Origin of the sequence: Nonlabens ulvanivorans (assembly GCF_000732625.1) — a bacterium.
Classification (GTDB): domain Bacteria; phylum Bacteroidota; class Bacteroidia; order Flavobacteriales; family Flavobacteriaceae; genus Nonlabens; species Nonlabens ulvanivorans.
The window spans coordinates 26,983-52,268 of record NZ_JPJI01000005.1 but is presented as its reverse complement, the minus strand read 5'-3'; the positions used below and the strand labels follow the sequence as shown (position 1 = coordinate 52,268).

Annotated in this window: 27 protein-coding genes; 13 read left to right on the top strand and 14 right to left on the bottom strand. The window is 34.9% G+C overall.

All coding sequences use genetic code 11. The features are described 5' to 3' along the window. Positions 1-24 precede the first annotated feature (24 nt). From IL45_RS01100 to IL45_RS01085, 4 genes are all read right to left on the bottom strand, one after another. A complete protein-coding gene (locus tag IL45_RS01100) occupies positions 25-522 on the bottom strand; it encodes a YehS family protein (protein WP_036579216.1) in 498 nt (165 codons plus the stop codon). Between the two features lie 122 nt (positions 523-644). Beyond that, complete coding sequence (locus tag IL45_RS01095) at positions 645-1,604, bottom strand: D-2-hydroxyacid dehydrogenase (protein ID WP_036579213.1); 960 nt, start codon at positions 1,602-1,604, stop codon at positions 645-647. Between the two features lie 139 nt (positions 1,605-1,743). Beyond that, the gene (gene serC, locus IL45_RS01090) at positions 1,744-2,802 is read right to left on the bottom strand and encodes a 3-phosphoserine/phosphohydroxythreonine transaminase (protein WP_036579210.1); all 1,059 of its coding nucleotides are present in this window, start codon (positions 2,800-2,802) and stop codon (positions 1,744-1,746) included. A 71-nt stretch (positions 2,803-2,873) separates the two neighbouring features. Next, entirely contained in the window at positions 2,874-3,971 is a 1,098-nt protein-coding gene (locus IL45_RS01085; RefSeq protein ID WP_036579208.1) for an autophagy-related protein 101, read from the bottom strand. Between the two features lie 37 nt (positions 3,972-4,008). Between IL45_RS01085 and IL45_RS01080 the strand changes: the two genes are divergently transcribed. The 4 genes from IL45_RS01080 to IL45_RS01065 all read left to right on the top strand — a co-directional run bounded on the left by IL45_RS01080 (position 4,009) and on the right by IL45_RS01065 (position 6,889). Next, positions 4,009-4,359: a 4Fe-4S binding protein gene (locus IL45_RS01080; RefSeq protein WP_036579206.1), complete on the top strand. Its 351-nt coding sequence runs from the start codon at positions 4,009-4,011 to the stop codon at positions 4,357-4,359. Between the two features lie 116 nt (positions 4,360-4,475). Further along, positions 4,476-5,171 carry a hypothetical protein gene (locus IL45_RS01075; RefSeq protein WP_036579203.1) on the top strand — a complete coding sequence of 232 codons (696 nt, stop codon included), beginning with the start codon at positions 4,476-4,478 and terminating at the stop codon, positions 5,169-5,171. Continuing rightward, positions 5,155-5,922, top strand: coding sequence for a hypothetical protein (locus tag IL45_RS01070; RefSeq protein WP_146128677.1), 768 nt, complete (start codon positions 5,155-5,157; stop codon positions 5,920-5,922). The genes IL45_RS01075 and IL45_RS01070 overlap by 17 nt, the downstream gene beginning before the upstream one ends. 253 nt (positions 5,923-6,175) lie before the next feature. Then, complete coding sequence (locus tag IL45_RS01065; protein WP_036579320.1) at positions 6,176-6,889, top strand: DUF6503 family protein; 714 nt, start codon at positions 6,176-6,178, stop codon at positions 6,887-6,889. Here IL45_RS01065 and IL45_RS01060 read toward each other — a convergent pair. The 7 genes from IL45_RS01060 to IL45_RS01030 all read right to left on the bottom strand — a co-directional run bounded on the left by IL45_RS01060 (position 6,886) and on the right by IL45_RS01030 (position 14,125). Then, the gene (locus IL45_RS01060) at positions 6,886-7,398 is read right to left on the bottom strand and encodes a hypothetical protein (RefSeq protein ID WP_036579199.1); all 513 of its coding nucleotides are present in this window, start codon (positions 7,396-7,398) and stop codon (positions 6,886-6,888) included. The genes IL45_RS01065 and IL45_RS01060 overlap by 4 nt on opposite strands. A gap of 1 nt (position 7,399) precedes the next feature. Then, positions 7,400-9,526 carry a methylmalonyl-CoA mutase gene (gene scpA / locus IL45_RS01055; protein ID WP_036579196.1) on the bottom strand — a complete coding sequence of 709 codons (2,127 nt, stop codon included), beginning with the start codon at positions 9,524-9,526 and terminating at the stop codon, positions 7,400-7,402. Then, a complete protein-coding gene (locus tag IL45_RS01050; protein ID WP_036579195.1) occupies positions 9,526-10,908 on the bottom strand; it encodes a methylmalonyl-CoA mutase subunit beta in 1,383 nt (460 codons plus the stop codon). The genes scpA and IL45_RS01050 overlap by 1 nt, the downstream gene beginning before the upstream one ends. After that, positions 10,901-11,236 carry an FtsB family cell division protein gene (locus IL45_RS01045; RefSeq protein WP_036579192.1) on the bottom strand — a complete coding sequence of 112 codons (336 nt, stop codon included), beginning with the start codon at positions 11,234-11,236 and terminating at the stop codon, positions 10,901-10,903. The genes IL45_RS01050 and IL45_RS01045 overlap by 8 nt, the downstream gene beginning before the upstream one ends. 10 nt (positions 11,237-11,246) lie before the next feature. Beyond that, positions 11,247-11,864 carry a uridine kinase gene (gene udk, locus IL45_RS01040; RefSeq protein ID WP_006795138.1) on the bottom strand — a complete coding sequence of 206 codons (618 nt, stop codon included), beginning with the start codon at positions 11,862-11,864 and terminating at the stop codon, positions 11,247-11,249. Positions 11,865-12,030: 166 nt separating this feature from the next. Beyond that, on the bottom strand, positions 12,031-13,266 hold the full coding sequence (locus IL45_RS01035; RefSeq protein WP_036579190.1) for a M48 family metallopeptidase: 1,236 nt from the start codon (positions 13,264-13,266) through the stop codon (positions 12,031-12,033). Between the two features lie 43 nt (positions 13,267-13,309). Continuing rightward, positions 13,310-14,125 carry a TrmH family RNA methyltransferase gene (locus tag IL45_RS01030; RefSeq protein WP_036579189.1) on the bottom strand — a complete coding sequence of 272 codons (816 nt, stop codon included), beginning with the start codon at positions 14,123-14,125 and terminating at the stop codon, positions 13,310-13,312. A gap of 172 nt (positions 14,126-14,297) precedes the next feature. Here IL45_RS01030 and IL45_RS01025 point away from each other — a divergent pair, with 172 nt between their 5' ends. Further along, the gene (locus tag IL45_RS01025; protein WP_036579187.1) at positions 14,298-14,696 is read left to right on the top strand and encodes an acyl-CoA thioesterase; all 399 of its coding nucleotides are present in this window, start codon (positions 14,298-14,300) and stop codon (positions 14,694-14,696) included. On the opposite strand, the gene IL45_RS01020 is transcribed toward IL45_RS01025, so the two are convergent. Further along, positions 14,693-14,983: a DUF3817 domain-containing protein gene (locus tag IL45_RS01020; protein ID WP_036579186.1), complete on the bottom strand. Its 291-nt coding sequence runs from the start codon at positions 14,981-14,983 to the stop codon at positions 14,693-14,695. The two genes, IL45_RS01025 and IL45_RS01020, sit on opposite strands and share 4 nt — an antisense overlap. A gap of 148 nt (positions 14,984-15,131) precedes the next feature. Here IL45_RS01020 and IL45_RS01015 point away from each other — a divergent pair, with 148 nt between their 5' ends. After that, positions 15,132-16,376, top strand: coding sequence for an FAD-dependent oxidoreductase (locus tag IL45_RS01015; protein ID WP_036579184.1), 1,245 nt, complete (start codon positions 15,132-15,134; stop codon positions 16,374-16,376). A 537-nt stretch (positions 16,377-16,913) separates the two neighbouring features. On the opposite strand, the gene IL45_RS01010 is transcribed toward IL45_RS01015, so the two are convergent. Next, positions 16,914-17,468 (bottom strand): mechanosensitive ion channel domain-containing protein, encoded by a 555-nt coding sequence (locus IL45_RS01010; RefSeq protein ID WP_036579183.1) that lies wholly within the window; start codon positions 17,466-17,468, stop codon positions 16,914-16,916. After that, the gene (locus tag IL45_RS01005) at positions 17,465-18,379 is read right to left on the bottom strand and encodes a septum formation inhibitor Maf (protein ID WP_200875658.1); all 915 of its coding nucleotides are present in this window, start codon (positions 18,377-18,379) and stop codon (positions 17,465-17,467) included. Before IL45_RS01005 ends, IL45_RS01010 begins: the two co-directional genes overlap by 4 nt. Positions 18,380-18,531: 152 nt before the next feature. Here IL45_RS01005 and IL45_RS01000 point away from each other — a divergent pair, with 152 nt between their 5' ends. The 7 genes from IL45_RS01000 (at position 18,532) to IL45_RS00970 (ending at position 25,237) form a co-directional block, all read left to right on the top strand. Beyond that, positions 18,532-19,575, top strand: coding sequence for an NAD(P)-dependent alcohol dehydrogenase (locus IL45_RS01000; protein WP_036579180.1), 1,044 nt, complete (start codon positions 18,532-18,534; stop codon positions 19,573-19,575). A gap of 118 nt (positions 19,576-19,693) precedes the next feature. Next, complete coding sequence (gene lpxD / locus IL45_RS00995) at positions 19,694-20,683, top strand: UDP-3-O-(3-hydroxymyristoyl)glucosamine N-acyltransferase (protein ID WP_036579179.1); 990 nt, start codon at positions 19,694-19,696, stop codon at positions 20,681-20,683. A gap of 28 nt (positions 20,684-20,711) precedes the next feature. Next, complete coding sequence (locus IL45_RS00990) at positions 20,712-21,740, top strand: hypothetical protein (RefSeq protein ID WP_051788595.1); 1,029 nt, start codon at positions 20,712-20,714, stop codon at positions 21,738-21,740. Positions 21,741-21,802: 62 nt separating this feature from the next. After that, positions 21,803-22,258 carry a KTSC domain-containing protein gene (locus IL45_RS00985; protein ID WP_036579175.1) on the top strand — a complete coding sequence of 152 codons (456 nt, stop codon included), beginning with the start codon at positions 21,803-21,805 and terminating at the stop codon, positions 22,256-22,258. Positions 22,259-22,294: 36 nt separating this feature from the next. After that, positions 22,295-23,842: an SDR family NAD(P)-dependent oxidoreductase gene (locus IL45_RS00980; protein WP_036579174.1), complete on the top strand. Its 1,548-nt coding sequence runs from the start codon at positions 22,295-22,297 to the stop codon at positions 23,840-23,842. Next, positions 23,842-24,729 (top strand): EamA family transporter, encoded by an 888-nt coding sequence (locus tag IL45_RS00975; RefSeq protein ID WP_036579173.1) that lies wholly within the window; start codon positions 23,842-23,844, stop codon positions 24,727-24,729. Before IL45_RS00980 ends, IL45_RS00975 begins: the two co-directional genes overlap by 1 nt. Positions 24,730-24,811: 82 nt before the next feature. Then, positions 24,812-25,237 carry a PepSY-like domain-containing protein gene (locus IL45_RS00970; protein ID WP_036579171.1) on the top strand — a complete coding sequence of 142 codons (426 nt, stop codon included), beginning with the start codon at positions 24,812-24,814 and terminating at the stop codon, positions 25,235-25,237. Positions 25,238-25,286: the final 49 nt, after the last annotated feature.

The window sequence follows — 25,286 nt, the reverse complement described above, 5'->3', positions numbered from 1 at the left end:
TAACGATGAGGCTTTTTTTATATATTACTTTTTGTAAGAGTTCCGTTTCTCCTCTTTTTCACGTTGTGTTTTACGCTGAATTTGAAAGCCTTTTAAAAACTTACGTAAGTATTGATCATTTAAGTATTTATACTTAGCATGTGTTTTTTTTCTAAAGAAAGCACTTAATTCTGTTTCACTTATTTCGACATCTGCCTTTTTCCAGATATAAATTAATTCATCAGACTTAAAGTTAAAAGCAATTTTAAGTTTACGCAGAATCGTATTGTTGTCCAGAACCATTTCTGCTTCAGGAGTAACGCCATCTTTTTTACCACGATAATTAACAATCACACCATTAAGAAAGGTCGCTAAATTAACGTCTACAACTTCTTTAAAATCTACATCTTCTTCCTTTTTAAGCCAGTCGCTTACTTCAGCACGTGTTACTGGTGCGCCACCTTTAGCATAGGTATCGATCATTGCATCGTCACTCAAATTGAGTATAAATCGCAAGCGTCTTAAAATGTCATTATTGTCCATGTATCGTTATTGGATTGTAAAGATAGCAATAGTGTGTTGTTGTTACGCTTTCGCGAAAGCGTAATTATATACCATAAAAAAGCCGAGAAACAATTCACGACTTTTCACAGTTTTGAAATTATTTATCCTAATATCTCAATAATCTGATCTGCAAGTTCAGTTCCTATACGGTCTTGAGCTTCATTAGTCGCAGCACCGATGTGCGGACTTAAAGATAGATTAGAATTCATAAGTAAGACCATTTCTGGTTGTGGTTCTTTTTCAAAAGTATCTAGAGCGGCAAATGAAATATGCTCAGATTCCAATGCGTTTACAAGTGCCACCTCATCTATAACACCACCACGAGCTGCATTTATAATAGCAGCGCCTTTTTTCATTTGATTAAATTCTAGCTCGCTAATTACGTAATCTTTTTGAGCAGGAACATGTAAAGTGACAAAGTCTGATTGTGCTAGCAATTCTTCTTTACTAACTAATGGAATCTCTACAGAAACGGTTTGTCCGTCAAATAATTCCCAAGAAACGGTAGGAGCAGTGTCTGCATAAGAATCATGAGCCACAACTTTCATTCCTACACCAGCAGCAATTTTAGCAACTTCTTGACCTATACGACCTATTCCTATAATACCGAGAGTTCTACCACGTAGTTCAGAACCTTTTGCATATTGTTTTTTCAATCCTTTAAAATTCGTATCTCCTTCTAGAGGCATATTGCGGTTACTGTCGTAAAGGAAACGGACACCACCATAAAGGTGAGCAAAAACTAACTCAGCCACACTGGCGCTACTTGCAGCTGGTGTATTGATAACCTTTAAGCCTTTCTCACGTGCATATTCTACATCGATGTTATCCATTCCTACACCGCCACGACCTATAATCTTAAGGTTAGGGCAGTTATCTATAAGTTCTTTGCGAGCTGTCGTTGCTGATCGCACTAACAATACTGCAATTTCATGTTTATTGATATAACTTTCTAGTTGATCTTGTGCTACGTTAGTAGTAATTACCTCATAACCAGCTGCTGTTAACTTGTCTATTCCGCTTTGTGAAACTCCATCGTTTGCTAATACTTTTTTGCTCATCTTAATTGTATTGTCTATTGTCAGTTAATCAATAACTGTAGTTTTTAATTAGGTTTTATACTACTCTTTATTTCTATGAGATTCGTGATAAAAATTTATCAGTAAATCTCCCTTTACGCATCTATAAAATCTGTACTGCTTATGCCTTTTTTTCTAATTCTTTCATTACATCTACTAGCACTTGAACACTTTCTAAAGGTAATGCATTGTACATACTCGCTCTATAACCGCCTACAGATCTATGACCGTTAAGGCCGCTTATGTTTGCTGCATTCCATAAGTTATCAAATGCTTCTTTATGAGCCTCATCTTTTAGAGAGAAAGTAGCATTCATATTAGAACGATCTTCTACAGCTGCAAATCCTTGGAATAGTTCATTACGATCTATTTCACCATAAATTAATGCTGCTTTTTCATTGTTAGCTTTTTCTATGGCATCAATTCCTCCATTATTTTTCAACCATTCTAAGGTTAACATGCTTACATAAATAGGAAATACAGGTGGCGTGTTAAACATAGAATCTTTACTGATATGTGTTTGATAGTTTAACATAGAAGGAATGTGACGTGTCACTTTTCCTAAAAGATCCTCTTTAACTATTACTAATGTAGCACCAGCTGGTCCCATATTCTTTTGAGCTCCTGCATAAATCAAATCAAATTTCGTAAAATCCAACTGACGAGAGAAGATGTCACTACTCATATCACAAACTAGCGGAATATTAACTTGAGGAACTGTTTTTAATTGTGTGCCAAAGATGGTATTATTGCTAGTGATATGAAAATAATCTGCATCAGTTGGCACCTGATAATCCTTAGGTATAAAATTATAATTAGCATCTTTAGAAGAAGCTACTTCTATAATATCACCAAAAGCTTTAGCTTCTTTAATAGCTTTATCTGACCAAGTTCCTGTATTTAAATAAGCTGCCTTTTTCTCTAATAAGTTATAAGCAGTCATTAAAAACTGCATACTTGCTCCACCACCTAAAAAGAGTGCTTTATAGCCTTTATTAGTAAGGCCTAAGTGCTCTAATGCCAGTGATTGAGCCTTTTCCATAACAGCAACAAAGTCTTTACTACGATGCGATATCTCAAGAATACTAAGGCCGTTAAAGTCTAAAACCGCTTTTGAAGCTTGTTGAAATACGTCTTGTGGTAGAATACATGGTCCTGCCGAAAAATTATGGATTTTCATAATTGAGAGTTTACGATATTTACAAAAATGCAAATTATCAACCCAAAGCACGTTAGAAAATCAATAAATGATTAAGATAATGTCAACAAGAAATCAACCGTATCCACACCATCTGCATAATCGTTTAACATAGGACATTGTGTTGTGCCAAAATCTACCACAGCTGGTGCCGTTAAATTTCCAAGATTTGCTTTAATTGTTTGTGCAGCTTTTCCTTGAGCAACTACACATTGTAGCTTATCAGCGTCGTTTTTGATTTGGTCTGCCACATCACTGATATCATCATAAAAACTGTACCCTAAAGAGGCTATTGGCGAACTATAACTCTCATTTTCTTCCTTAATTAATAAGAATTCATTGTCCAATAAATCAAATTCACTCATTAGATAAACAGCCTTGTTATAGTCATAGTTGTTGACATACTTTTCGTTCTTTATCAAGTGTTGCTGTTTAAACATACCGTTAAAGAATAAATCAAAGTTGTATCCACGTGGCACCATTAAATGACTAACGCTACGACATCCTAAACCAAAGTAATTGAACACATCTTCACTTAAAGCCTCCATGTGATTAATAGTTTCAGAACCGGTAAGCACAGCAATACTATTTCTGTTTTTACGTATAATATTAGGTTTAGAACCAAAATAATACTCAAAATAACGAGCCGTATTGTCGCTTCCAGTAGCAATTACAGCATCATAGCCCGTAAGTCGACCATCATTATAGCTGTAAGATTGTGATAATTCTGGTAAATGATCTGTCGCAAGTTGCAATAACATAGGAGTTAACACATCATCATTACTACTATTTTTAATCATGGCATGGTGACCTGTAATAATTACAGATAACACATCATGAAATCCTACTAATGGTAAATTACCTGCTGTAATAATGGCAACCGTTCTCGGTGAAATATTTTTAAGATGGTATGGTGCAGTCCATATTTTAAGAGCATCTTCAGTGAGAGCTAGAGACCATTGCTCAAAGGCATGATTTAGATTTTCATCTGTAAACCATGAGTTTTTAGCCTGTGCTTTATAAAAAGCAGCTTCAATTGTAGTCGTTGCGTCTGTAGGCTCCTTTTTTAAATAGGAGGTAAGTAGAGATCCCGCTTTCGCGAAAGCGGAAATTCTATCATTTAACGTGGTATTAATTGCCAGTGAGTTCAATGGGCATTATTTTTGCACAAAAGTAAATAAAACAGCTATGGCAATCATCATAACAGACGAATGTATTAACTGCGGTGCTTGTGAACCTGAGTGTCCTAATACCGCAATCTATGAAGCAGCAGACGACTGGCGCTATGCAGATGGTACAGATCTAGATGGAAATGTAGTTCTTCCTAATGGAAAAGAAGTAGATTCTAATCAGACTCAGGAACCTGTAAGTGACGAGTTTTATTATATCGTACCAGATAAATGTACAGAGTGTGTAGGTTTTCATGAGGAGCCACAATGTGCGGCAGTATGTCCCGTAGATTGTTGTGTACCAGATGATAACCATGTGGAAGATGAAACAACTCTTAGAGCAAAACAGGCGTTTATGCACAAAGAATAAATTTATTATTTGATATAATTAAGGCCACAAGTTCTATAAACTAGAATTTGTGGCCTTTTTTTATAGCTGTTACGCAACTATTATAATTACTTTGCATCTATTGTAAAATAGGAAATATGAAATATTTAATATGCTTAAGCCTTATAGTATTATTAATTTCTTGCGAAGCCAGAATTGATAATAATAAAAGAGCATTATTTTCTACAACTGTTGTAGATGGTGCTAATAATCCTGTTGAGAATGTAGAAGTCGTTGTGTATAGCGGATTTTATTCTTATGATTTTCAATCCAGCGGCTTTACTAAATTTAGTCCTGCAGATGAGGATTTTATTCTAGGTTCTGGTATTACTGATTCTAATGGTGATGTTTCTTTTTTAATGCTTGTTAATACAGATGAGCAAACCAGTTTTAGTCTTACATCTACAGATTATCCTAGACGTAACATAAGTATTAGTAATGGAAATTATGCCGGTACGTTAGATTATAATATTCCAACTCAAACATTGAAACAGTCGGCCGTGGTCAACTTAAGTTTTACAAACACAACTGCTGTGACAGAGGTTTTTAATGCTTCAATATTTTTTGAATCATTAAACTGTTCCCAGTTTACAGAAGAAGGAATTACAACTGAGGTTGTATGTGAAGATCGAGAGTTTTTACCTTTTAATCAGTCGTCTAGCGATACATTTATCGATATTGAAACGGTTTATCCTTCTATAATGACGGTTGAATATGAAGATGCTACAGGTTCTTTAATTACAGAGCAATTTATGGTTACTAATGCAACAGAGAATTATGTCGTTCAATTTTAGATTCTTAATTATTGCAATAACTCTATTGCTTTCTAATAGCATGTTTGCACAAACAGATTCAATATCTGATCCAGAAAGTAGTCGGTTAAGAAGAAATGTGACTGATCTTTTTATACAGCGAGGTACGCCTATGGGTGATAATTATATAGGCAATGGATTAAGCGGTGGTTTAGGCTTTGGTATTCGTACACAGGCATATCTTTATAAAGGTCTTTATATCGGTGCAGCATTATCTAATGATTTTATGAAAGTTAACGATGTGGATATCGTTGGTAATTATGATAGAGCTACAAAATTTAACGCATACCTGTTTGCAGGATATGATTACCGCTTTACAGATTTATGGCATGTTACTGGAGATATCGGTATAGGATACAGCCAGAATAAGAATCGTCAAACAACAGCTCAAGGCGGCGCAAAATTTAGAGATAGTGGAACTCTATTCAGGTTTACAACGAGTATTGAATATGAGTTTACTCCAGCGATATCTGTATTTGCTAGTCCTAGCTTTGAAATGGTAGATTATAAAATAGCGACAGCACCAGCTTTAAGTAATGCTTTTAATAGCGGTAATTACTTTAATGTTGCGATAGGAATAAGAATTAGTGATAATATAGCAAGTATCGACCGATTAAAAAGAGATATCGATAGAATAGAGGCGATACCTGAAGATCAACGTGGTGGAGTACAGCGTATCCGTTTAAAGATTTATAAAAAACGTCTCGCTAGAAGATTAGCGAGAAAAAATTAAATCACGGTAAAGTAATATGCTATTAGTATCATGAACAAATATCCCGATGCTAGATAATAGCAAATGGTAGAAAGATTTTTGTTTGATTCACGCTTTAAATAACCAAAGGTAAAGAGAGTTATAGCAGATCCTAAAATGATGATACTAGCAATTATAATAGCTAGTGGACCAACGGGTGAATGAATGAGTAGCATATTTTAATATCTGAATAGAATTAATATTCTAATTTAGGCTTTCTAAAATGATTCAGACTATGCGATTTTTTTACTTATTTCTTTTTCTAAACACGTTTATCTTACAAGCTCAAGAATTAACAGGACAACAATTGCTAGATAAGGCGATTCAACATCATGATCCTGATGGGAACTGGCTAACGTTTCAAGATTATTTTCAAGTAACTATGACTACTCCTGGGAATCCTGATCGTGTAAGTAATATTGATATAAACCTACCAGCTGAGCGATTTGCATTAGTGGTCAACCGTGATAGTATTACAACCTCATATGTAGTAGAAAAAGGTGATGCTACCGTACTCAAGATAGATGAGAAGAAACCGATGGCTCAACTAGAAACCACTTTTAAAGATGAAGAACGAGCATTATTTATGCAAAACTATTACACTTATCTCTACGGCTTACCTATGAAGCTAGAAGATCCAGGAACTTTTATAACAAATCAAGTGGAACGTAAAAGCTTTAAAGGTAAAGAATACCTAGTCCTTGAGGTGATGTATGATGAAAATGTAGGTAGCGACGTGTGGTACTTTTATTTTGACCCTACGACCTATAAAATGGAAATATATCAGTTTTTCAAGCGTGATCAAAAAGGTGATATCGATAGAACTAGTGGTGAATACATTATTCTAACTGAAAATTATGAAACCAGCGGAATCAATATGCCTAAAGTGCGCCAATGGTATTATAATAAAGATGATAAGTTCTTAGGGACTGATGTGATAACGAATTAAAATAAAATAGTAACGCCAAAAAGGAACAATAACGCTCCTGCAAAGGAAAACACAAAATCTAAAGTTCTAATTTTTCTTCCGTTTTGAGGCTGTCCCAAACGATTACCAGGTCCAGTAATGATTAAATCATCTTTATATATGAATCGATTTAATAGATTAAACAAATGATAAGAAATTAACATGGCTGGTAAGAACAAGAGTGTACTTAAATATGTTCCTCCAATTCTATCAAAAAAGATGGATTCATTTTTGAAACTTACATAAATAATAATTTGAATTATAGAAAATACAATAAAGCTTGTTACAATAAAAGGTTGTTTTAATTTTTTGTAAAATAATCCATAAAGCATAAATGACCATCCGATACCAAATGCAACAAATAATTTGTGAATGACCGCAATAGGCAAAAGAGCATAATAATATGTTACAAAAAGTAACAAACCAGATAATAGATAAAGAAGCACTACTATTTTATCCCATATCGTAATAATGGTTCCAAGTCCTTTCAATTTAATCCTCCATCAACAACCCTAAAATATCAATTGCTGCATCACTGATTTTAGTACCAGGACCAAAGACAGCAGCTACTCCAGCGTCAAATAAATACTGGTAATCTTTGCGTGGAATCACACCACCAACGACGATCATTATGTCTTCACGCCCATATTTTTTGAGCTCTTCCATTACTTGAGGAACAAGGGTTTTATGTCCTGCAGCTAAAGAGCTTACGCCTAATACATGCACATCGTTTTCTACAGCCTGTTTTGCAGCTTCGGCTGGTGTTTGAAACAGTGGACCTATGTCCACATCAAAGCCTACATCAGCATAACCAGTAGCGACTACTTTTGCTCCACGATCATGTCCATCTTGTCCCATTTTGGCAATCATGATTCTAGGGCGGCGACCTTCTTTTTGAGCAAATTGGTCAGCTAGTTGTTGCGCTTTCGCGAAAGCAGGATCATTCATAATCTCTTTTTTATAAACACCTTGAACACTTTTTATTTGTGCACGATATCTTCCATAAACGCTCTCCAAAGCATCTGATATTTCACCGAGAGTAGCACGTTCTTGAGCAGCTATAACAGCGAGTTCTAGTAAGTTGCCATTCTTGCTTCTTGCACAATCTGTAAGGTTTTCAAGCGCTTTCTGAACCTTTTCGGTATTTCGAGAAGCTCTTATCTCTTTTAAACGATTGACTTGTTCAATGCGCACGGCAGCATTATCAACTTCTAGCGTATCAATCAGATCTTCATCTGGACTTGGGTATTTATTAACGCCTACGATGGTGTCTATACCGCTATCTATGCGCGCTTGCTTCTTGGCAGCAGCTTCTTCAATACGCATTTTAGGAATTCCGGCTTCAATCGCCTTGGTCATTCCGCCTAGTTCTTCTACCTCTTCTATAAGTTCCCAGGCTTTATGAGCGATATCGTTAGTTAGAGACTCGACGTAATAAGAACCAGCCCAAGGATCTACCGTTTTAGTAATTCCAGTTTCTTCTTGTAAGAACAACTGCGTATTACGAGCTATGCGTGCGCTGAAGTCTGTAGGCAAAGCAATAGCTTCATCTAGTGCGTTGGTATGTAGACTTTGTGTACCACCAAAGGCGGCCGCAGCAGCTTCAATAGTCGTACGTGCCACGTTATTAAAAGGATCTTGTTCTGTAAGCGACCAACCAGATGTCTGGCAATGTGTTCTTAAAGCTAGAGACTTAGGGTTTTTAGGATTAAACTGTTGAATCATTTTAGCCCATAACATGCGTGCAGCACGCATTTTGGCTATTTCCATAAAGTGATTCATTCCTATGGCCCAGAAAAACGATAGTCTAGGAGCAAAGGTGTCGATATCCATTCCGGCGGCAAGACCTTTACGTACGTATTCCAATCCATCTGCTAGCGTGTAGGCAAGTTCTATATCACTAGTTGCACCAGCTTCATACATGTGATAACCCGATATAGAAATCGAGTTGAATTTAGGCATGTTTTTGCTCGTGTATTCAAAAATGTCAGATATAATCTGCATACTAGGCGATGGCGGATAGATATAGGTGTTGCGCACCATAAATTCCTTTAAGATGTCATTTTGTATTGTTCCGCTTAATAAAGCAGGATCTACGCCTTGCTCCATAGCAGCAACGATGTAAAATGCCATGATGGGTAACACAGCACCATTCATGGTCATAGAAACAGACATTTTATCTAATGGTATTCCATCAAAAAGCACTTTCATGTCTTCAACACTATCGATTGCAACACCAGCCTTTCCTACATCACCAACGACACGCTCATGATCACTATCATAACCACGATGTGTTGCAAGGTCAAAGGCGACAGAAAGTCCTTTCTGTCCAGCAGCGAGATTGCGTCTGTAAAAGGAATTAGACTCTGTAGCACTTGAGAAACCAGCATATTGGCGAACGGTCCATGGACGACGCACATACATTGTAGAATAAGGACCACGTAAATTAGGTGCAAGTCCAGCTACAAAATTTAAATGTTCTAAATGTTCAGTATCTTCTTTAGAATAGTACTTTTTGATATCAATTCCTTCAGATGTTTCATAAACTGGTAAATCAGCTTTTTGAGAAGAAGCAAAATTAAAATCGGCTTTTACTTGAGATATATCTTTTCTTTTCATTACAACTGTGCTTTTTCAATAGACTCGGCTAGTCGAGTAGGAACAATAGGAGCTATAAGAGTCTTACGAGGATTTGCTTTTACAAATGGGTATAATTCATACTCCTTTTGTAGTGGCAAATCTGCATTTGGATATTTATTGACACCAACGAGAATTTTTTTACCATTGCCTAAGTCACTTAATTCTTGTGCCGCACTTTCTTTTATTTTGCGTTGTATCGTGCCATCAAATAACGATTGTACAAAACCACCGCCATTTTCTATCATTTTAAAAAGATCTAAGGCTTTTTCTGTAAGTTGTTTTGTTAGTGTATCGATATAGTAAGAACCATCTGCTGCATTATTTATTTTTTCTAAATAAGCTTCATCTTTTAAGATGCGTAGTTGGTTGCGAGCTATACGATCTCCAAACTCATTTTCTTTATTAAAGAAGGCGTCATAAGATAAATTATATAAGGTATCTGCGCCTCCTAAGACGGCACTCATACATTCTGTCGTGGTGCGTAATAAGTTGACATTATAGTCAAGTAAAGATTTATTTCGGAGACTTGGACTCGCTGTGATATAGCATTTTAAGTCTATACTATAGAGATTGCCTATAGCTTTGGTTATTAACCGATATGCTCTATATTTTGCAATTTCCATAAAGTAATTATTACCTATGGAAGTGTCTATGTTGATTCTTTTTTCTGCTTTCGCGAAAGCTTCATAAACACCTGCATCATGCTCTTTACTGGTATCGCAATAGTGATTTAAATACTCGTTTAAATGTGCTGCATAATAGCCTAATTCTTGAGTGGTAGTAGCACCAGCATTTTGATATAAACTCGTGTTTACTGTAAACTGAGAAAAGTATGCTGAGAATGATTTAATGAACTCAGCATAGTTGTAATGATCCTTTTTTGAATCATTAAACCAGTTTCCATCACTTGCTAATTGATTGATAATATCAATATGTACGTAAGCTTTAGGATTGATATCATGTACCTGTTTTATGTAATCCAAGTCCATAAATTGTGGATGGATTTGAATTCCATATTCTGGTAATCCTTTAAGTAAAACCGTTGGGTCAATTTCTTTATTAGGGATAACAAAAAGTACACCTTCACTACCACGATTTAATACGTCTTTTGCTTTCTTGTTTGCTGCCGTAGCATTACCAGCATAGATTCTTTGAGAAATAAACCAGTTATCTGTGGCACGAGCAGGAATATTTAATTGTGGAGCACTGTCACTGTGATATATCGGTTTAATATCGATTCCAGTATTTGTTTTAGTGACTAGTGTCTCGTTATAATCTGCACCTTTAAGGTCCATCTGGATTTTTTGTTTCCAGGCCGTTTCTGAGACAGGTTCAAAACCTTCAAACAATCGATTACTCATTTGTGTCTTTTTTTAGGGAATCTGCGTGTTGTATGATAAACACTTCTTCATTTTCTCTTTTCATTAAATAGCGTTCACGAGCAAATTTTTCAATGCCAGCGCTATCTTTTAATGCCTTAATTCTATTTTGATCCTTCTGGATACCTCGTTTATAGAAATCAACATTTTGTTCTTTTTCTACGATTTGTTGGTCCAGTTCTCTATGGGAAATAAGCCAAGCGTTTGCATCTAAGAACAAAATCCATATCACAAATATGATACTGATAAGTACGTACTTATTAGTAAAAACTTTCCAATATTTATTCTGTTTTAACTGATTCCACTTCATTATGTGAAATTTAAGAAAATTCAGCCAATCGTTGGTCGATTATACCTCTTAAGATTTGAACACCTACTGTATTAAATCGATTAGTAGGTATAATCACATCTGCATAGGCCTTAGTAGGCTCAATAAATTGCTGATGCATCGGTTTTAATGTGTTTTGGTAACGTTCTAGAACTTCTGTGAGATCACGACCGCGATCTGCGATATCTCTTTTCAACCTGCGTATCAATCGTTCATCACTATCACAATCAATGTAGACTTTAATATCAAATAGATCTCTAATGCGTGGTTGGGTAAGTATTAAAATCCCTTCAACGATTACCACTTTAGAAGGTGCTGTTTTAACCACTTCACCAGTACGGTTGTGCTCGACAAAAGAATAAACTGGTTGATCAATTGTTTTACCTTCTTTAAGTTCAAGCAGGTGTTTCTCTAATAATTCAAAGTCGATACTTCCTGGATGATCAAAGTTGATTTTCACACGTTCTTCATAACTCAAATGGGAAGTGTCTTTATAATAGGAGTCTTGAGAGATTACATTTACTTCATGATCTGGATAGGTATGGACCATTTGGTCTACGACTGTGGTTTTTCCACTTCCAGTTCCACCAGCTATTCCTAGTATAAGCATTTGATTTTTTTATTTGTGCAAAAATAGGGATTTGAACTTGAATTTGAACTCGAACTAATGGGCTAACTTTAATTTGAAATTAATGGTTATTTCAAATAAATTTTCTGATTGGAATGAAATTTTGCATCTTGGCAATTAATTGAATTTCATTGATGGATACAATTGTCTAATTTTCTCTCATCGCCATCATTCTTTGATATAGTGTAGGATGCGAGTAGTTGAAGAAGACATAAGCTGGATGCGGTGTAAGATTGCTTAAACTGGTTTTATTCAATTTTTTAAGTGCATCGATGAGCGGTTCTCCTTTATAAGTATCTTTTGCAAAAGCATCGGCTTCATATTCAAATTTTCGCGAAAGCGAACTCATCACTATTCCAGTAATCGTAGAAATAGGCGAGTAAAGCAGTCCAAATGCCACTAAACCGACATGGAAAGAAGGTATGGCCACACCTAGAGCCTCTGAAAGTGTTGCGCTATCGACAAATAATGAAAACAACCATAGTGTAAAACCTGTCGTAATAGTACTTGCTATCAAGTTATAAATGATATGTTTACGTTTATAATGCCCAACCTCGTGAGCTAGTACGGCAACTATTTCTTCTTCAGTTAATTTAGAAATTAATGTGTCATAAAGTGTTACACGTTTCTCACTTCCAAAACCACTGAAGTACGCATTAGCCTTAGTAGATCTTTTACTACCATCTATCACAAAAATCTTATCGAGTTGAAAACCTACACCTTGTGCATAATTTCCAATTGACGTTTTTAAAGTTCCTTCTTCTAGAGGTGTTTGTTTATTAAAAAGTGGAACAAACCAGCGCGCATAGAACATATTCATCAATAGAGAGATCGCAAAAATCAAAATCCATACATACCACCAGAAATTTGCTCCAGCCCAATCATAACATACAATTACGAGAGACAATATTCCACCGCCTAGAATTGCGGTAAGCAACCAACCTTTGATTTTATCGATGATAAAAGTCTTTATCGTTGTTTTATTAAAACCAAATTTTTCTTCAATTACAAAAGTAGAGTAGTAGGAAAAAGGTAGTGAGATGATTTCACCAGCGGCCGCAATGACTGTAAAAAATAATAAGCCAACTAGTATATCGTGATTTACTAAAGTGCGTGCCCATGTGTCGATAATAGCAAATCCATCATAAAATAAAAAAATCAGAATTGCAATAAAGGAAATACTGCTGCTTAATAGACTGAATCGATAATTGGTCTTTTTATACTCTTGTGATTTAGCATACTCATCGGCATCATAGACGTCATTCAATTCTTGGGGAACATCTTTAGAATACCATGTATAATTAAGATAACCTAATAATTGATCTAATATAAAATCAAAAACAAGTATTCCTATAATAAGATAGAACAATGAAATAGCGTCCATAGGTTAATTTTTCACAAATGTAATGGTAAATAAGAAGCTTTGATTATTTAAAATCTCGTTGCCTTTTTGCCTCAAATATTAATATTGCTGCACTTACTGAAAGATTCATAGAATCTATAGCACCACTCATGGGGATAATTATGTTTTTCAAGGCAGCGTCTCGTATTTCTTGAGATAATCCGGTTGCCTCAGTTCCTAGTGCAATGGCGCTTCCGGTAGTATAATCCATGACATCATAGCGTTCACTAGATTGTAATGTAGCTGCATATAAGTTGATGTTTTTGGACTTTAAGAAATCCACTACTTCGCTAGTTGTACCTGTTGCAGTAGGAACGGTAAACACACAACCTACGCTAGAACGTACTACGTTAGGATTAAAAAGATCTGCTACTGGATTTGCGATGATAACGGCATCTACTTTTGCAGCATCTGCAGTTCTTAAAATTGCACCTAAATTCCCAGGTTTTTCAGGTGATTCTGCTATAAGGATTAAAGGATTCTTAGATAATTTTAAATCTTGTAGTTGTTGAGATTTTGCTTTTGCGAAAGCGATAACACCTTCTGTTCCTGTCCTGTATGCAAGTTTCTCATACACTTCTTGAGTAACTGATATAACTTCTGGATTACTATTGATATTTATTTTGTGGTAGACATCACTAGCTTCAAAATCTTCTGTATTTAAAAGAATAGATCCACAGACTAATAATTGCTGTAACTCAAAACCACCATGATCACCTAGCATGATCTCGCGTTGTCCTTCAATAAGAAATAGGCCTTCTTTTTTACGTGCTTTACTCTTGCGTTGCAATAATTCTGCATGACGGATGATGGCGTTGTGTGGACTGGTAATGTGTTTCATTAAAGCAAAGGTAAGTGGAAATTGAGTGATATTTAAAATGATGATACAATCTTTTAAATAGATAATAGATTACGTTTATAGTCAGTTTTTCTTATTTAATTATTGATTTTGAGTATCTACTTTTACTCGGCCGCAACCATGATTCTATTATCTTTATAATAAAATAAATATTATGAATTTTCACACTAGAAAATGGATCAAACCCGAAGATTTAAATCCTAATGGCACCTTGTTTGGTGGCCGATTGCTAGAATGGATTGATGAGGAAGCAGCGCTTTATGCTATAATCCAAATAGAGAATCAAAAGGTGGTAACTAAATACATGAGTGAGATCAACTTTAGAGCCAGTGCAAAACCTGGAGATATTGTTGAAATAGGACTAGAGGTTAACAAATTCGGTAGATCATCTATAGATCTTAAATGCGAGGTGCGTAATAAGATGACTTATGAAACAATCATTACTATTGAAAACATCATCTTAGTAAATCTTGATGAAGATGGTAAACCTCTCGCACATGGAAAGACCGAAGTTGAATATCAATCTGATCGAATGAAAAAGAAAGGCTTTTAAGCTTTTACTTGATTATCGTTCAAGTATTTTTCTTCCATCCAGAAAGTTCCAAATGGTACAACAGACATCGCTAAAACAATAAGTAAAGTTTTAAAGCTCCATTTGTTTAATTGAGCTACTAATATCGCTACGACTATGTAAGAAAGAAAAAGGACACCATGTGCCATTCCTATAATCTTGTTAGGCATAGGCATTGCTGCTAGATACTTCAACGGCATGGTTACAAAAAGGATTAATAAAAAAGAATAACCTTCTGTAATGGCTAGATATTTGAAAAACTTGTTCATAGCAGTGAATTATAAATGCAAAGATAAGCTCTAGCGATTTTTTTACTGCTTATCATGATTGTAAAAGCATGTATTTGTTGGTAAAATATTTGTTAAAATGGAAGTAGATGATGTCGCGCTATTATCTTTGTATTCTTAATAAATATTGATGGCTCATAAAGACGTAAAGATTCATATAATAGGTGCTGGTGTAAGTGGACTAGCTGCGGCTCTTACATTAAAAAAAGCTGGTTATAATGCTCAAGTATTAGAACAGGCTGCTACAATTGGTGGTCGAGTAAACACAACTATCAATGGCGCAATGAAGCTTGATCATGGTTTTCAGGTATTATTAGATCATTATCCAGCAGCGCAAGAGTTCCTTAATTTAGATGCTTTAGACTTAGTAAAATTTAGTCCTGCGTCTGTCATTTATATCGATGGTAAAAAGCACGTAATAGGTGATGCGCAACGTGATATGAAATATGCGTGGAAAACGATTGTTGCTGGAGTAGGTAGTGTCAGTGATAAATGGAAGGTATACACGCTTTCGCGAAAGCTAAAACAGAAGAATCTAATAGATATTTTTAAAAGCCCAGAAAAAACTACTCTTCAATATCTTCAAGATTATGGTTTTTCTGAAAAGATGATCAAAAGCTTTTTTAAGCCTTTTTATACCGGTATTTTTCTAGAAACTCAACTGCAAACGAGTAGTCGTATGTTTGAGTTTGTCTTTAAAATGTTCAGTGAAGGAAACGCAACTATTCCTGCTGCTGGAATCAAAGCAATACCTGAACAAATGGCTCATCAATTAGATGGACAAATCCGATTAAACACCACCGTTAAAGAAGTTGTTGCAGATACAATTCAACTAGTTAACGGCGACAATCTTAAGAGTGATTATACTATTATAGCTACTCCTGCAGATGTTTTAGTGCCCAATTTACCTAAGTCAAATAATCCATGGCACAGTGTTCAGACTTTATATTTTGATACAGATGATCATGGTTTTGACCAGCCTATCATCGGTTTAATTGCTGGTGATGATTGTTTAAGTAATAACTTTCATTTTCTAAATGATGTTTTTGAAAATCATCCAAAGGTGATTAGTGTAAGCGTTGTGGCAAAACATGATCTCACTAAAGATCAACTAGAAGAACGTGTGCGTAAAGAACTTATAGAGCAGGCTCATATTAAAGCTGGCGATTTGATTCAAATGATGGAAATTAAAAAGGCATTGCCAACTTTTGATAGCATTCAATATGCTATGAGCCCTACTGAAACTCAACTTACTCAAAACATCTTCTTAGCTGGTGATCAATTAAGCAATGGATCATTAAATGCAGCAATGCTGAATGGTAAGGCTGCAGCGCAAGCGGTAATTAGTAATATCGAGAATGGAATTTTTGTATAATGACTAAAAGTGCGTGACTTCTATAATTTTAGATGTAGAAAAATCAATATGATATACTTTTTCCATGATTCTGAATAGTTCTTCAGTTATTTCGACGGTTGTAATTTGATTTCGATCGTATTCCTTAGAGTAGTTAGATTTATATTCTAGCTCTTTTGAGAAACCGTTTTTTAATAATAGAGAATAATTGGGTTCTATAGTTCTGATAACTGTTTTATTAAAATCACCACTTGAAGCCTCGCAATAAATAGGACGTGACTTGATATCCCTTCTTGAATAGATGGCATATTGTACATAATCATCATCAAAAGCTATTACAGCACTTCTGTTTTTATTATTGTCTTCATAGAACAGATTAGTAAGGTATTGTTGTAATTCTTTTCTTTGAGTTAATAAATCAAATGTATCTATTGTTTCGTTTGAAATCCATTGATTTTTAGAACAATCCTTAAAGAAATTGCTATATATGATATAAAATAAAGCACTAGCAATTGCTACGTACCTGCAATGTTGAAAACATAATCCATCACAGTGCGTTTATCTTGCTGTAGGATCAGCATCTACATGGTTAATATCAAAAACAGACTCTTTTTTATTTCCTAGAATGCTAACACCTTTTTGCATTAGTAGGTTATTAGGGTAGGTGATGGTCTCGCCATCATTAGTTTTAAGTACGGTATAAAAGCCTTTAATATCTTCTATAACAGCAGTTACCGGTAAATCTTTATCATGTATTCTAATACGATCACCTATTTTAAATGGAAAGGCAAAATATAGTATAAAACTAGAGGTTAGGTTGCTTAAAATACTCCAGTTTGCAAACAACGCAACACCTATTACTGCAAACGTAGATGCCAGTGCTGTCCAGAAACCGTCTTTAGAAATTCCCCAAACAAAAATAATTGCAATGGTTGATAACGTCCATAGTAAGTAACCTACATATCTATTGATATACTGACGTCTTAATTTTGATCGATTAAGATCTTTTGAAAGTTTTGCAGCACTCCATGTCACAAATCGGTGTACACCTATTGTTAGTATTAGGATAACAATTGTGAATATGACTTCAGTCCTGGTTAAGAAATCGATCATAATTGTAAACTATCTCTTAAAACTTGATACTCACTACCTTTTTGCGACCAGTATGGTGTATTTAATGTTTTAATTAACGTACCTGTAGAAACGGCAGGTTGACCATTATCATTATAACGCTCCATCCAAGAAAGGATTTTATAAGGAGCCTCTTTTTGAGTTTTAAAAGCAATAATACGATCTAAGTCTTTGTACCTAACACTGTATAAATAACCATCCTCAATCTCTCTAAAACTTGCAGTTGCTTCATAAGGTTTAGTCTCGACATGCTTTAATCTTAAATACTCAAGACTAGGAATTAATTTTAAATCGCCTGTAGGCATTGAAGTAGGGTCTATCCTTAATTGCACAGGAATTTGATTTTCAGTCATGACATGCTCGACTTCAAAATAATCTTCTTGTTCAGACTGGAAATAAGAAAACAAACTTACATCATACACCTTATCGTATTGATTTAATTGCATGTATGTATGTCCACACCATTCTTGAATACTAGAAGATATTTTAATCGCATTATCCTTCTTATCTAATGGTAAAAAGGTGCTACTCATAATAGAATAAGGATAGATACCTGTATTAAAATTTCTAGTTACATTTAGTTTCATAACAGGACGATTATCATCTGATGGATTATCAGCCTTAACTTCATCTACTGTATTGAATGGTTCAGTAACAAAAATCATCACAGATTTACCATCACGCATTTCTCCATATCTAGATTGTGAGAGTTCATAACTAGAAATTTCTGCCTTACCACTGTACCAATAGTCTTTAAAGTCTTGTGTTAAGGTAAGATCTTCTAGTGATTCTAGACGATTGTTATCAGTACTATGATCTGTATTGGTGCTTGATGTTTTAGAATTACAAGAAGTTATAATTAAAGCAATAGCGATGTAGAGAAATTTATTCATGGTTTTTAATCTTATAGTAAAGATACTGTTTGTCATTTCAATACTAATTTAAAATGGCGTTAAGTATTTCTATTTAAAATTAAACACTTTATGATTTCTCTAGTACCATCAATCAATAATTTTTATAAATTTTGTATCTACAATTAATAACTATGAAAGAAGTAAAAGCATATGCAGCATCTGCAAACGATGCGCCTTTAAAAGAAGTTAATATTAACCGCCGTGATTTATTAGATAACGATGTTTCCATAGACATCATGTATTGTGGTGTATGTCATAGTGATATACACGCAAAGCTTAATGATTGGGGAAATGCAAAATATCCTATCGTACCAGGACATGAGATAATAGGTAAAGTGACAGCTGTGGGAAGCAATGTTTCTAATCATAAAGTAGGAGACTTAGTAGGAGTAGGCTGTATGGTTGACTCTTGTCAGGAATGTAGTGCTTGTAAGGAAGATCAAGAAATGTGGTGTGAGAATGGTTCTACCAGTACTTATAATAGTAAAGATCCACATTTAGGAGGTCATACACTAGGAGGATATTCTAAGCTTATAGTGGTAAGAGAGGAATTTGTTCTTAAAGTACCGACTAATCTTGATACTAAAGCAGTTGCACCACTTTTATGCGCTGGTATAACAACCTATTCACCATTAAAACACTGGAATGTTAAAAAAGGTGATAAAGTAGGTATTATTGGCCTTGGTGGTCTAGGTCACATGGGAATCAAATTTGCTGCTGCAATGGGAGCAGAAACAGTGATGATTACCACTAGTGAAGAAAAAGCAAAGGATGCTAAAAGACTAGGAGCAGATCAAGTAATTATTTCAAAAGATGAAAGTCAAATGAAAGAACACAATGATTCTTTTGATTTTATTCTTAACACGATACCGGTAGGCCATGACGTTAATCCTTATCTAGCCTTGCTTAAAAGAGATTGTACCATGTGTTTAGTAGGAGCTATTGAACCTTTAGAGAATGTGCACGGTGCAAATCTTATTTTAAGAAGAAAAAAATTAGCTGGATCATTAATAGGTGGTATTAAAGAAACGCAAGAGATGTTAGATTTCTGTGGTGAACATAATATCACATCAGATATTGAAATGATTGACATGCAAGATATTAATAATGCCTTTGAACGCGTTCAGAAAAACGATGTTAAGTATCGTTTTGTAATTGATATGGAGACGTTGTAGTATCTCGCTTTCGCGAAAGCGTATTCATTAAAGCTCTTAAAAACTCAGCATCTATGGTGCTGAGTTTTTTTTTATGCCTGTTAAGAGTTAGTTTTACCATTCATCTTTATATATTTTAATGAATTCATTTACTGCCCAACAAATTTGTGACGTTTTAGAAGGTACCCTTATAGGATCTACCACTCAAGAAATCACAGGAATAGAAGAAATAAGAAAAGCTACAAAATCTGACTTAACCTTTATAGGAAATAAGAAGTATGCAAAATTCTGGGCAGATTCTAAGGCATCAATTGCAATCATTAGTGAAAATATTGAACTAGCGCCAGGTGATAATCGCGTTTTAATAAAAGTAAAAAACGCAGATCTAGCTATGGCTAACATGTTAGAAGCTTTTTTACCACCAACACCTGTTTTTGAAACAGATATTCATCCTACAGCAGTGGTACACGAAACGGCAACTATAGGAAAAGGTGTCCAAATAGGTGCGCATTGCTATGTAGGTAAAAATGTAACCTTGGGCGATGGAGTGAAATTATATCATAATGTAAGCGTGTTTGATGACTCTACTATTGGTCCACAAACAGTTGCCTGGTCTGGAACGGTGATTAGAGAACGTTCTCAAATAGGTGCTCAATGTATATTTCATAATAACGTGAGTATAGGTGCAGATGGTTTTGGATATCGTCCATCAGATGATGGTCGTGGACTTATTAAAATACCTCACATAGGAAATGTTGTAATAGGTAATGGCGTGGAGATAGGTGCTAATTCTTGTGTCGATAGAGCTAAGTTTAATTCAACTATAATAGGTGATGGTTGTAAAATTGATAATCTAGTACAAATTGCACATAATTGTATATTAGGAAGATGTTGTATCATGGCAGGTCATAGTGGTCTTGCTGGATCTGTAACCTTAGGTGATGGCGTAATTATAGGTGGTAGTGCATCTATAAAAGATCATACAACTATTGAGTCAGGAGCAACGGTAGGTGCTGGTAGTGGCGTTATGAATAATGTAGCTGCTGGTAAAACAGTACTGGGCTATCCAGCAACGGACTCTCGAGAGATGCTTAAGCAATGGGTTGCACTGCGCAAGCTTGCTAAATAAAAATGTTTTTTAATATTACTATTTGATCATGAATCAGTTTGTGAAGTTATTATCATTACTATTATTTGTGAGTGTTTCAAACGCGCAAACAGATCAATTAAAAGGATTTAAAGATTATTATCCAATATCAGTAAGACCAGAAGCGTCTATAGGATTAGGTAATAATCCATATGAACAAATTCTTTTAGAGGCAACTCCTGTGGTTTACTATGGTTTCTATAATGATATGCGTCGTTCTTTAAATCAAGATACAATTACTAGCGGTGATGCAGTTTACTTATCTTTTCAGCCTCATTTTAGAATCTATAATGAAGAATCTAAACCAGTTAAAACACCTAGTTATAAAGTTCTTATAGGATGGCAACGTATTATTAAAACTGATGATGATAACTTCCTAACGGCAGCTATAGAGTCAGGTCATTTCAGTAATGGGCAAGCAGGCAGTGCTTTCAGTACTGAGTTTGAAGATAATTCTGAAGAAAGTATTGCAATTTATGATCGTATTACTGATGATACTGATCTTGCAGCGCTACTTAATAGGAGTACAGGTAATTTCTCTACTAACTTGACTCGTTTTAGTTTTAATTATAGATTAAATACGTTTAACGAAGACAATATTCCCCAAAAAATACATTCTATGACGGCTACCTATCAATTGTATCATGATAAATTTATGGGCTTAATTGATTTTGGTGGTTATAATCCACAGGATATTGACATTTACGGTAGACATAAGTTTGAGCTAGGATATGAGTTTACTTCCCATCTTAAAAAAATGCGTTTTACATTAAGTCAGCAGTTTGATTATACCATAGGTTCTCATCCTTCCAGTGTCCCGTATCGATCAGTTACTACTGGAATTTTATATCCATGGGATAATGATTTAGGCTTTTTTACAAAATTCTCTTTTGGAAGAGATAACTATAATTACCGTTTTGTAGATAATTTTCCTCGCTTTACAGTTGGTGTGACATGGGATTGGTTTACGCCATTTGTGATTAAACCTAAAAAATTACAGTTAGATCCTAACGAACTTGAAAATAAAAATCAAGGCTAGCATATTTAACGTAAATATCGTTAAAGAATAGACTACTTTTGCGCGCTATAAAAAAGTAGAAAATGAAGCGTATTAATCAGTACAAGAAGATGTTCAGTGTTGAAAAGAATATTGATCTTAAAGAACTTAAGAAGAGTTATCGCAATCTTGTAAAAGAATGGCATCCAGATAAATTTCAGGATGGTGATGATAAGAAGGAAGAAGCAGAGGTTATGAGTCGTCAGATTATTGATGGTTATCATTTTCTAGTAAGTATTGCTCCAGAAACTAAGGAAGCAAACCTAGAGGCTTATACAGAAACAATAACTAACACAGGTATTGAAGACTTTGATCATAAAGGTCAAGTACTAGAGGTAACCTTTACTGATGGATCAACTTATGAATATTTTGGTGTTCAAAAGCCTGTTTTCCGTAAGTTAGTAAACGCAGACAACCGTTATAGATTTGGTAAACGTAATATCTTTAGTAATTACCTTTATCGCAAATCTAAAAAAGATCAAGACCAAGATCAAGCATAATTATATCCTTGTATTTTTGTTTTAATAGTTAGGGCCATGGCAGAATTTAAATCATCTCAACAATCTTTATCTCCAGAAGAGATACAACAGTGTATTGATATACTTAATAGATTGAATACAGATACTGATGAGATATTTGAAATTCCTATGGAGACGCGTATAGAGCTTATTAAACAAGCTGGAATGCTCTCTAGACCTAGTCGTGACGAATATAAAAGAAGAAAAAAGGATGCTGTAAAAGCTGCAAAACGCAAAAGAGCAACTAGAGATAAACACGCTCGTAAAGAAACTGGAATACGTAGTGCTCGTGAAGCTAGTGTCTTTGTTGCTCCACAAATCTTACTGCAACAACAGCTTGAACAACAAGAACCAGGAGAATTAAGTACTCCTAGAAACTGTTACGTCTGTAAAACGATGTTCACAAAGTTGCATCATTTTTATGACCAGATGTGCACAGACTGTGGTGATTTCAATTACGCAAAGCGCTTTCAAACTGCAGACGTTAAAGGTCAGGTAGCTCTAATTACAGGTTCAAGATTGAAAATAGGATATCATATATCCTTAATGTTACTGCGTGGTGGCGCTACCGTAATTGCTACAACACGTTTCCCTGCAGATAGTGCTATACGTTTTTCAAAAGAACCCGATTATAATGATTGGGCACATAATTTGAAAATTCATGGTTTAGATTTAAGACATATTCCTAGTGTAGAAATCTTTTGTAATTTCATAGAACAACGCTATGAAAAGCTAGATATTCTCATTAATAATGCAGCACAAACAGTACGTAGGCCATCCGGTTTTTATGCGCATTTAATGCCAAATGAAAACTTAGACTACAGTGAGTTACCACCTTATGCTCAAGAGTTACTTAAGGATCATCAAGATTGCCTTGCAGAGATTAAAGCACTTTCACCAGCAGCTTCATCAAATAAGAACATGCCTGTAACATGGCATGGTCCAGAACCTGGAATAGGATTAAGAGCTAGTGCTCAACTTTCTCAAATTCCTTATAGTTTTGACAAAGCCCTTAGTGCTCCAGAAGTTTTTCCCGAAGGTGAACTGGATGCAGATTTACAACAGGTAGATTTGAGGAAAACCAACAGCTGGAGACTAAAATTAGGGGAAATTGAAACAACTGAGATGATTGAGGTACAGTTAGTAAATTCTGTGGCTCCATTTGTACTTTGTAATCGTCTTGCTGAGTTGATGAAAAAAGAAAATACGGGTAAAAAACATATTATCAATGTTAGCGCCATGGAAGGTAAGTTTCATACCTTTTTTAAAGAAGATCGTCATCCACATACTAATATGGCAAAAGCAGCCCTTAATATGCTTACCCATACTGCTGCGGGAACACTAGCTAAGGATGGCATATACATGAATGCTGTTGATACCGGATGGGTCACAGATGAAGATCCGGCCGAGCTTTCAAAACGAAAACAAGAATTACACGATTTTCAGCCACCATTAGATATTGTAGATGGTGCGGCACGAGTTTTAGATCCTTTATTTGACGGTATCAATACTGGAAAGCATTGGTGTGGTAAGTTTTTAAAAGATTACAGACCTATAAGCTGGTAATGGAAAAGAAACCAGTATTAATCATCCTTTCTTTTTTTGCAGTTTACGTTTTTTGGGGTTCTACATATTTATGGAATAAAATGGCGGTAACAGAACTGCCACCATTTATGCTTGCTTCCATAAGATTTAGCACAGCAAGTGCTATTATATTTGTTATTGCAGTTTTGTCGGGTAAAAAACTTACCATCACTAAAAAACAATTTCTCAATACTGTCTTAGCTGGGTTTTTATTTCTAGCCTATGGAAATGGTGTTTTTGTATGGGCGTTAAAATATGTTGATAGTGGTTTTGCTTCTTTATTAGCTTCATTACAACCGTTAGTCTTGTTATTAATGATGCGATTTGTACAACGCAAATCATTAAAAATTAAATCTATAATAGGCGTTCTTCTTGGTCTTTTTGGAATGTATTTATTGGTAAGTCAGAAAGATTTACAGATGCAAGAAGATAGTTGGATAGGAATTCTCATGATTATGAGTTGTATCATAAGTTGGAGTGCTGGTAGCTTATTTGTGGCAAAAGCTGATACTCCATCTAATTTTTTTATGACAACTGGATATCAAATGTTGAGTGCAGGAGTTATACTAGCCATAGGAAGTTGGGCGTTTGATGAAAGTTGGTCAGAACCATTGAGCTGGCAATTGAATACACAAATTGCTATAGTCTGTTTAATTTTATTTGGTAGCATTGCGGCATTTACCGCTTTTAACTATTTACTTAAAGTAGTGAGTACAGAAAAGGTAGCTACATCATCTTATGTTAATCCAATTATCGCTTTGTTACTGGGTTGGTATTTTCTCAATGAAAGCATTACAGTACAATCTATGATTGCAGCAGCAATAATGTTAACAGGTGTATATTTTATAAATTCTCGTAAAGTACGTTGATTTAACAATCCGTAACAGTAATTATTATAGTCTTAAGACATGTATTACTTTAAGTGTAGTACATTGTTAGAAAATTAAGAACATGAGAATTACCATACTATCTTTTTTAATATTATTTATCTACACTACGGCTAGTTGTCAGGAGCAGTCGGACAAAGTGCCTCAAGTGGTTCTCAATGCTTTTCAAGCTAAATATCCTGGAGAAAATGACCCAGATTTTGAACTAGATGATCATGGTTATTGGGAAGCTCATTTTAAAAAAGATGGTGAAAGTTATCGTGCCGATTTTCATGCCGATGGTACATGGAGGGAAACTGAAAATTCAATTAAGAAATCTGAGATTCCTAAAGCCATTCAAGATGCAATTGAAAAAGAATATCCCGATAAGAAAATCACTGAGGCAGAACACGTCATTAGCGCAACACAAGGTGAATTCTATGATATTGAATTCAAACAGGAAGGAAAAAATATGGACGTCATGTACCGAAAAGACGGTACTAAAGTCTAAGTTTATAATTTAAAATTTAGAAACGTTGAAATTTTATTTCAACGTTTTT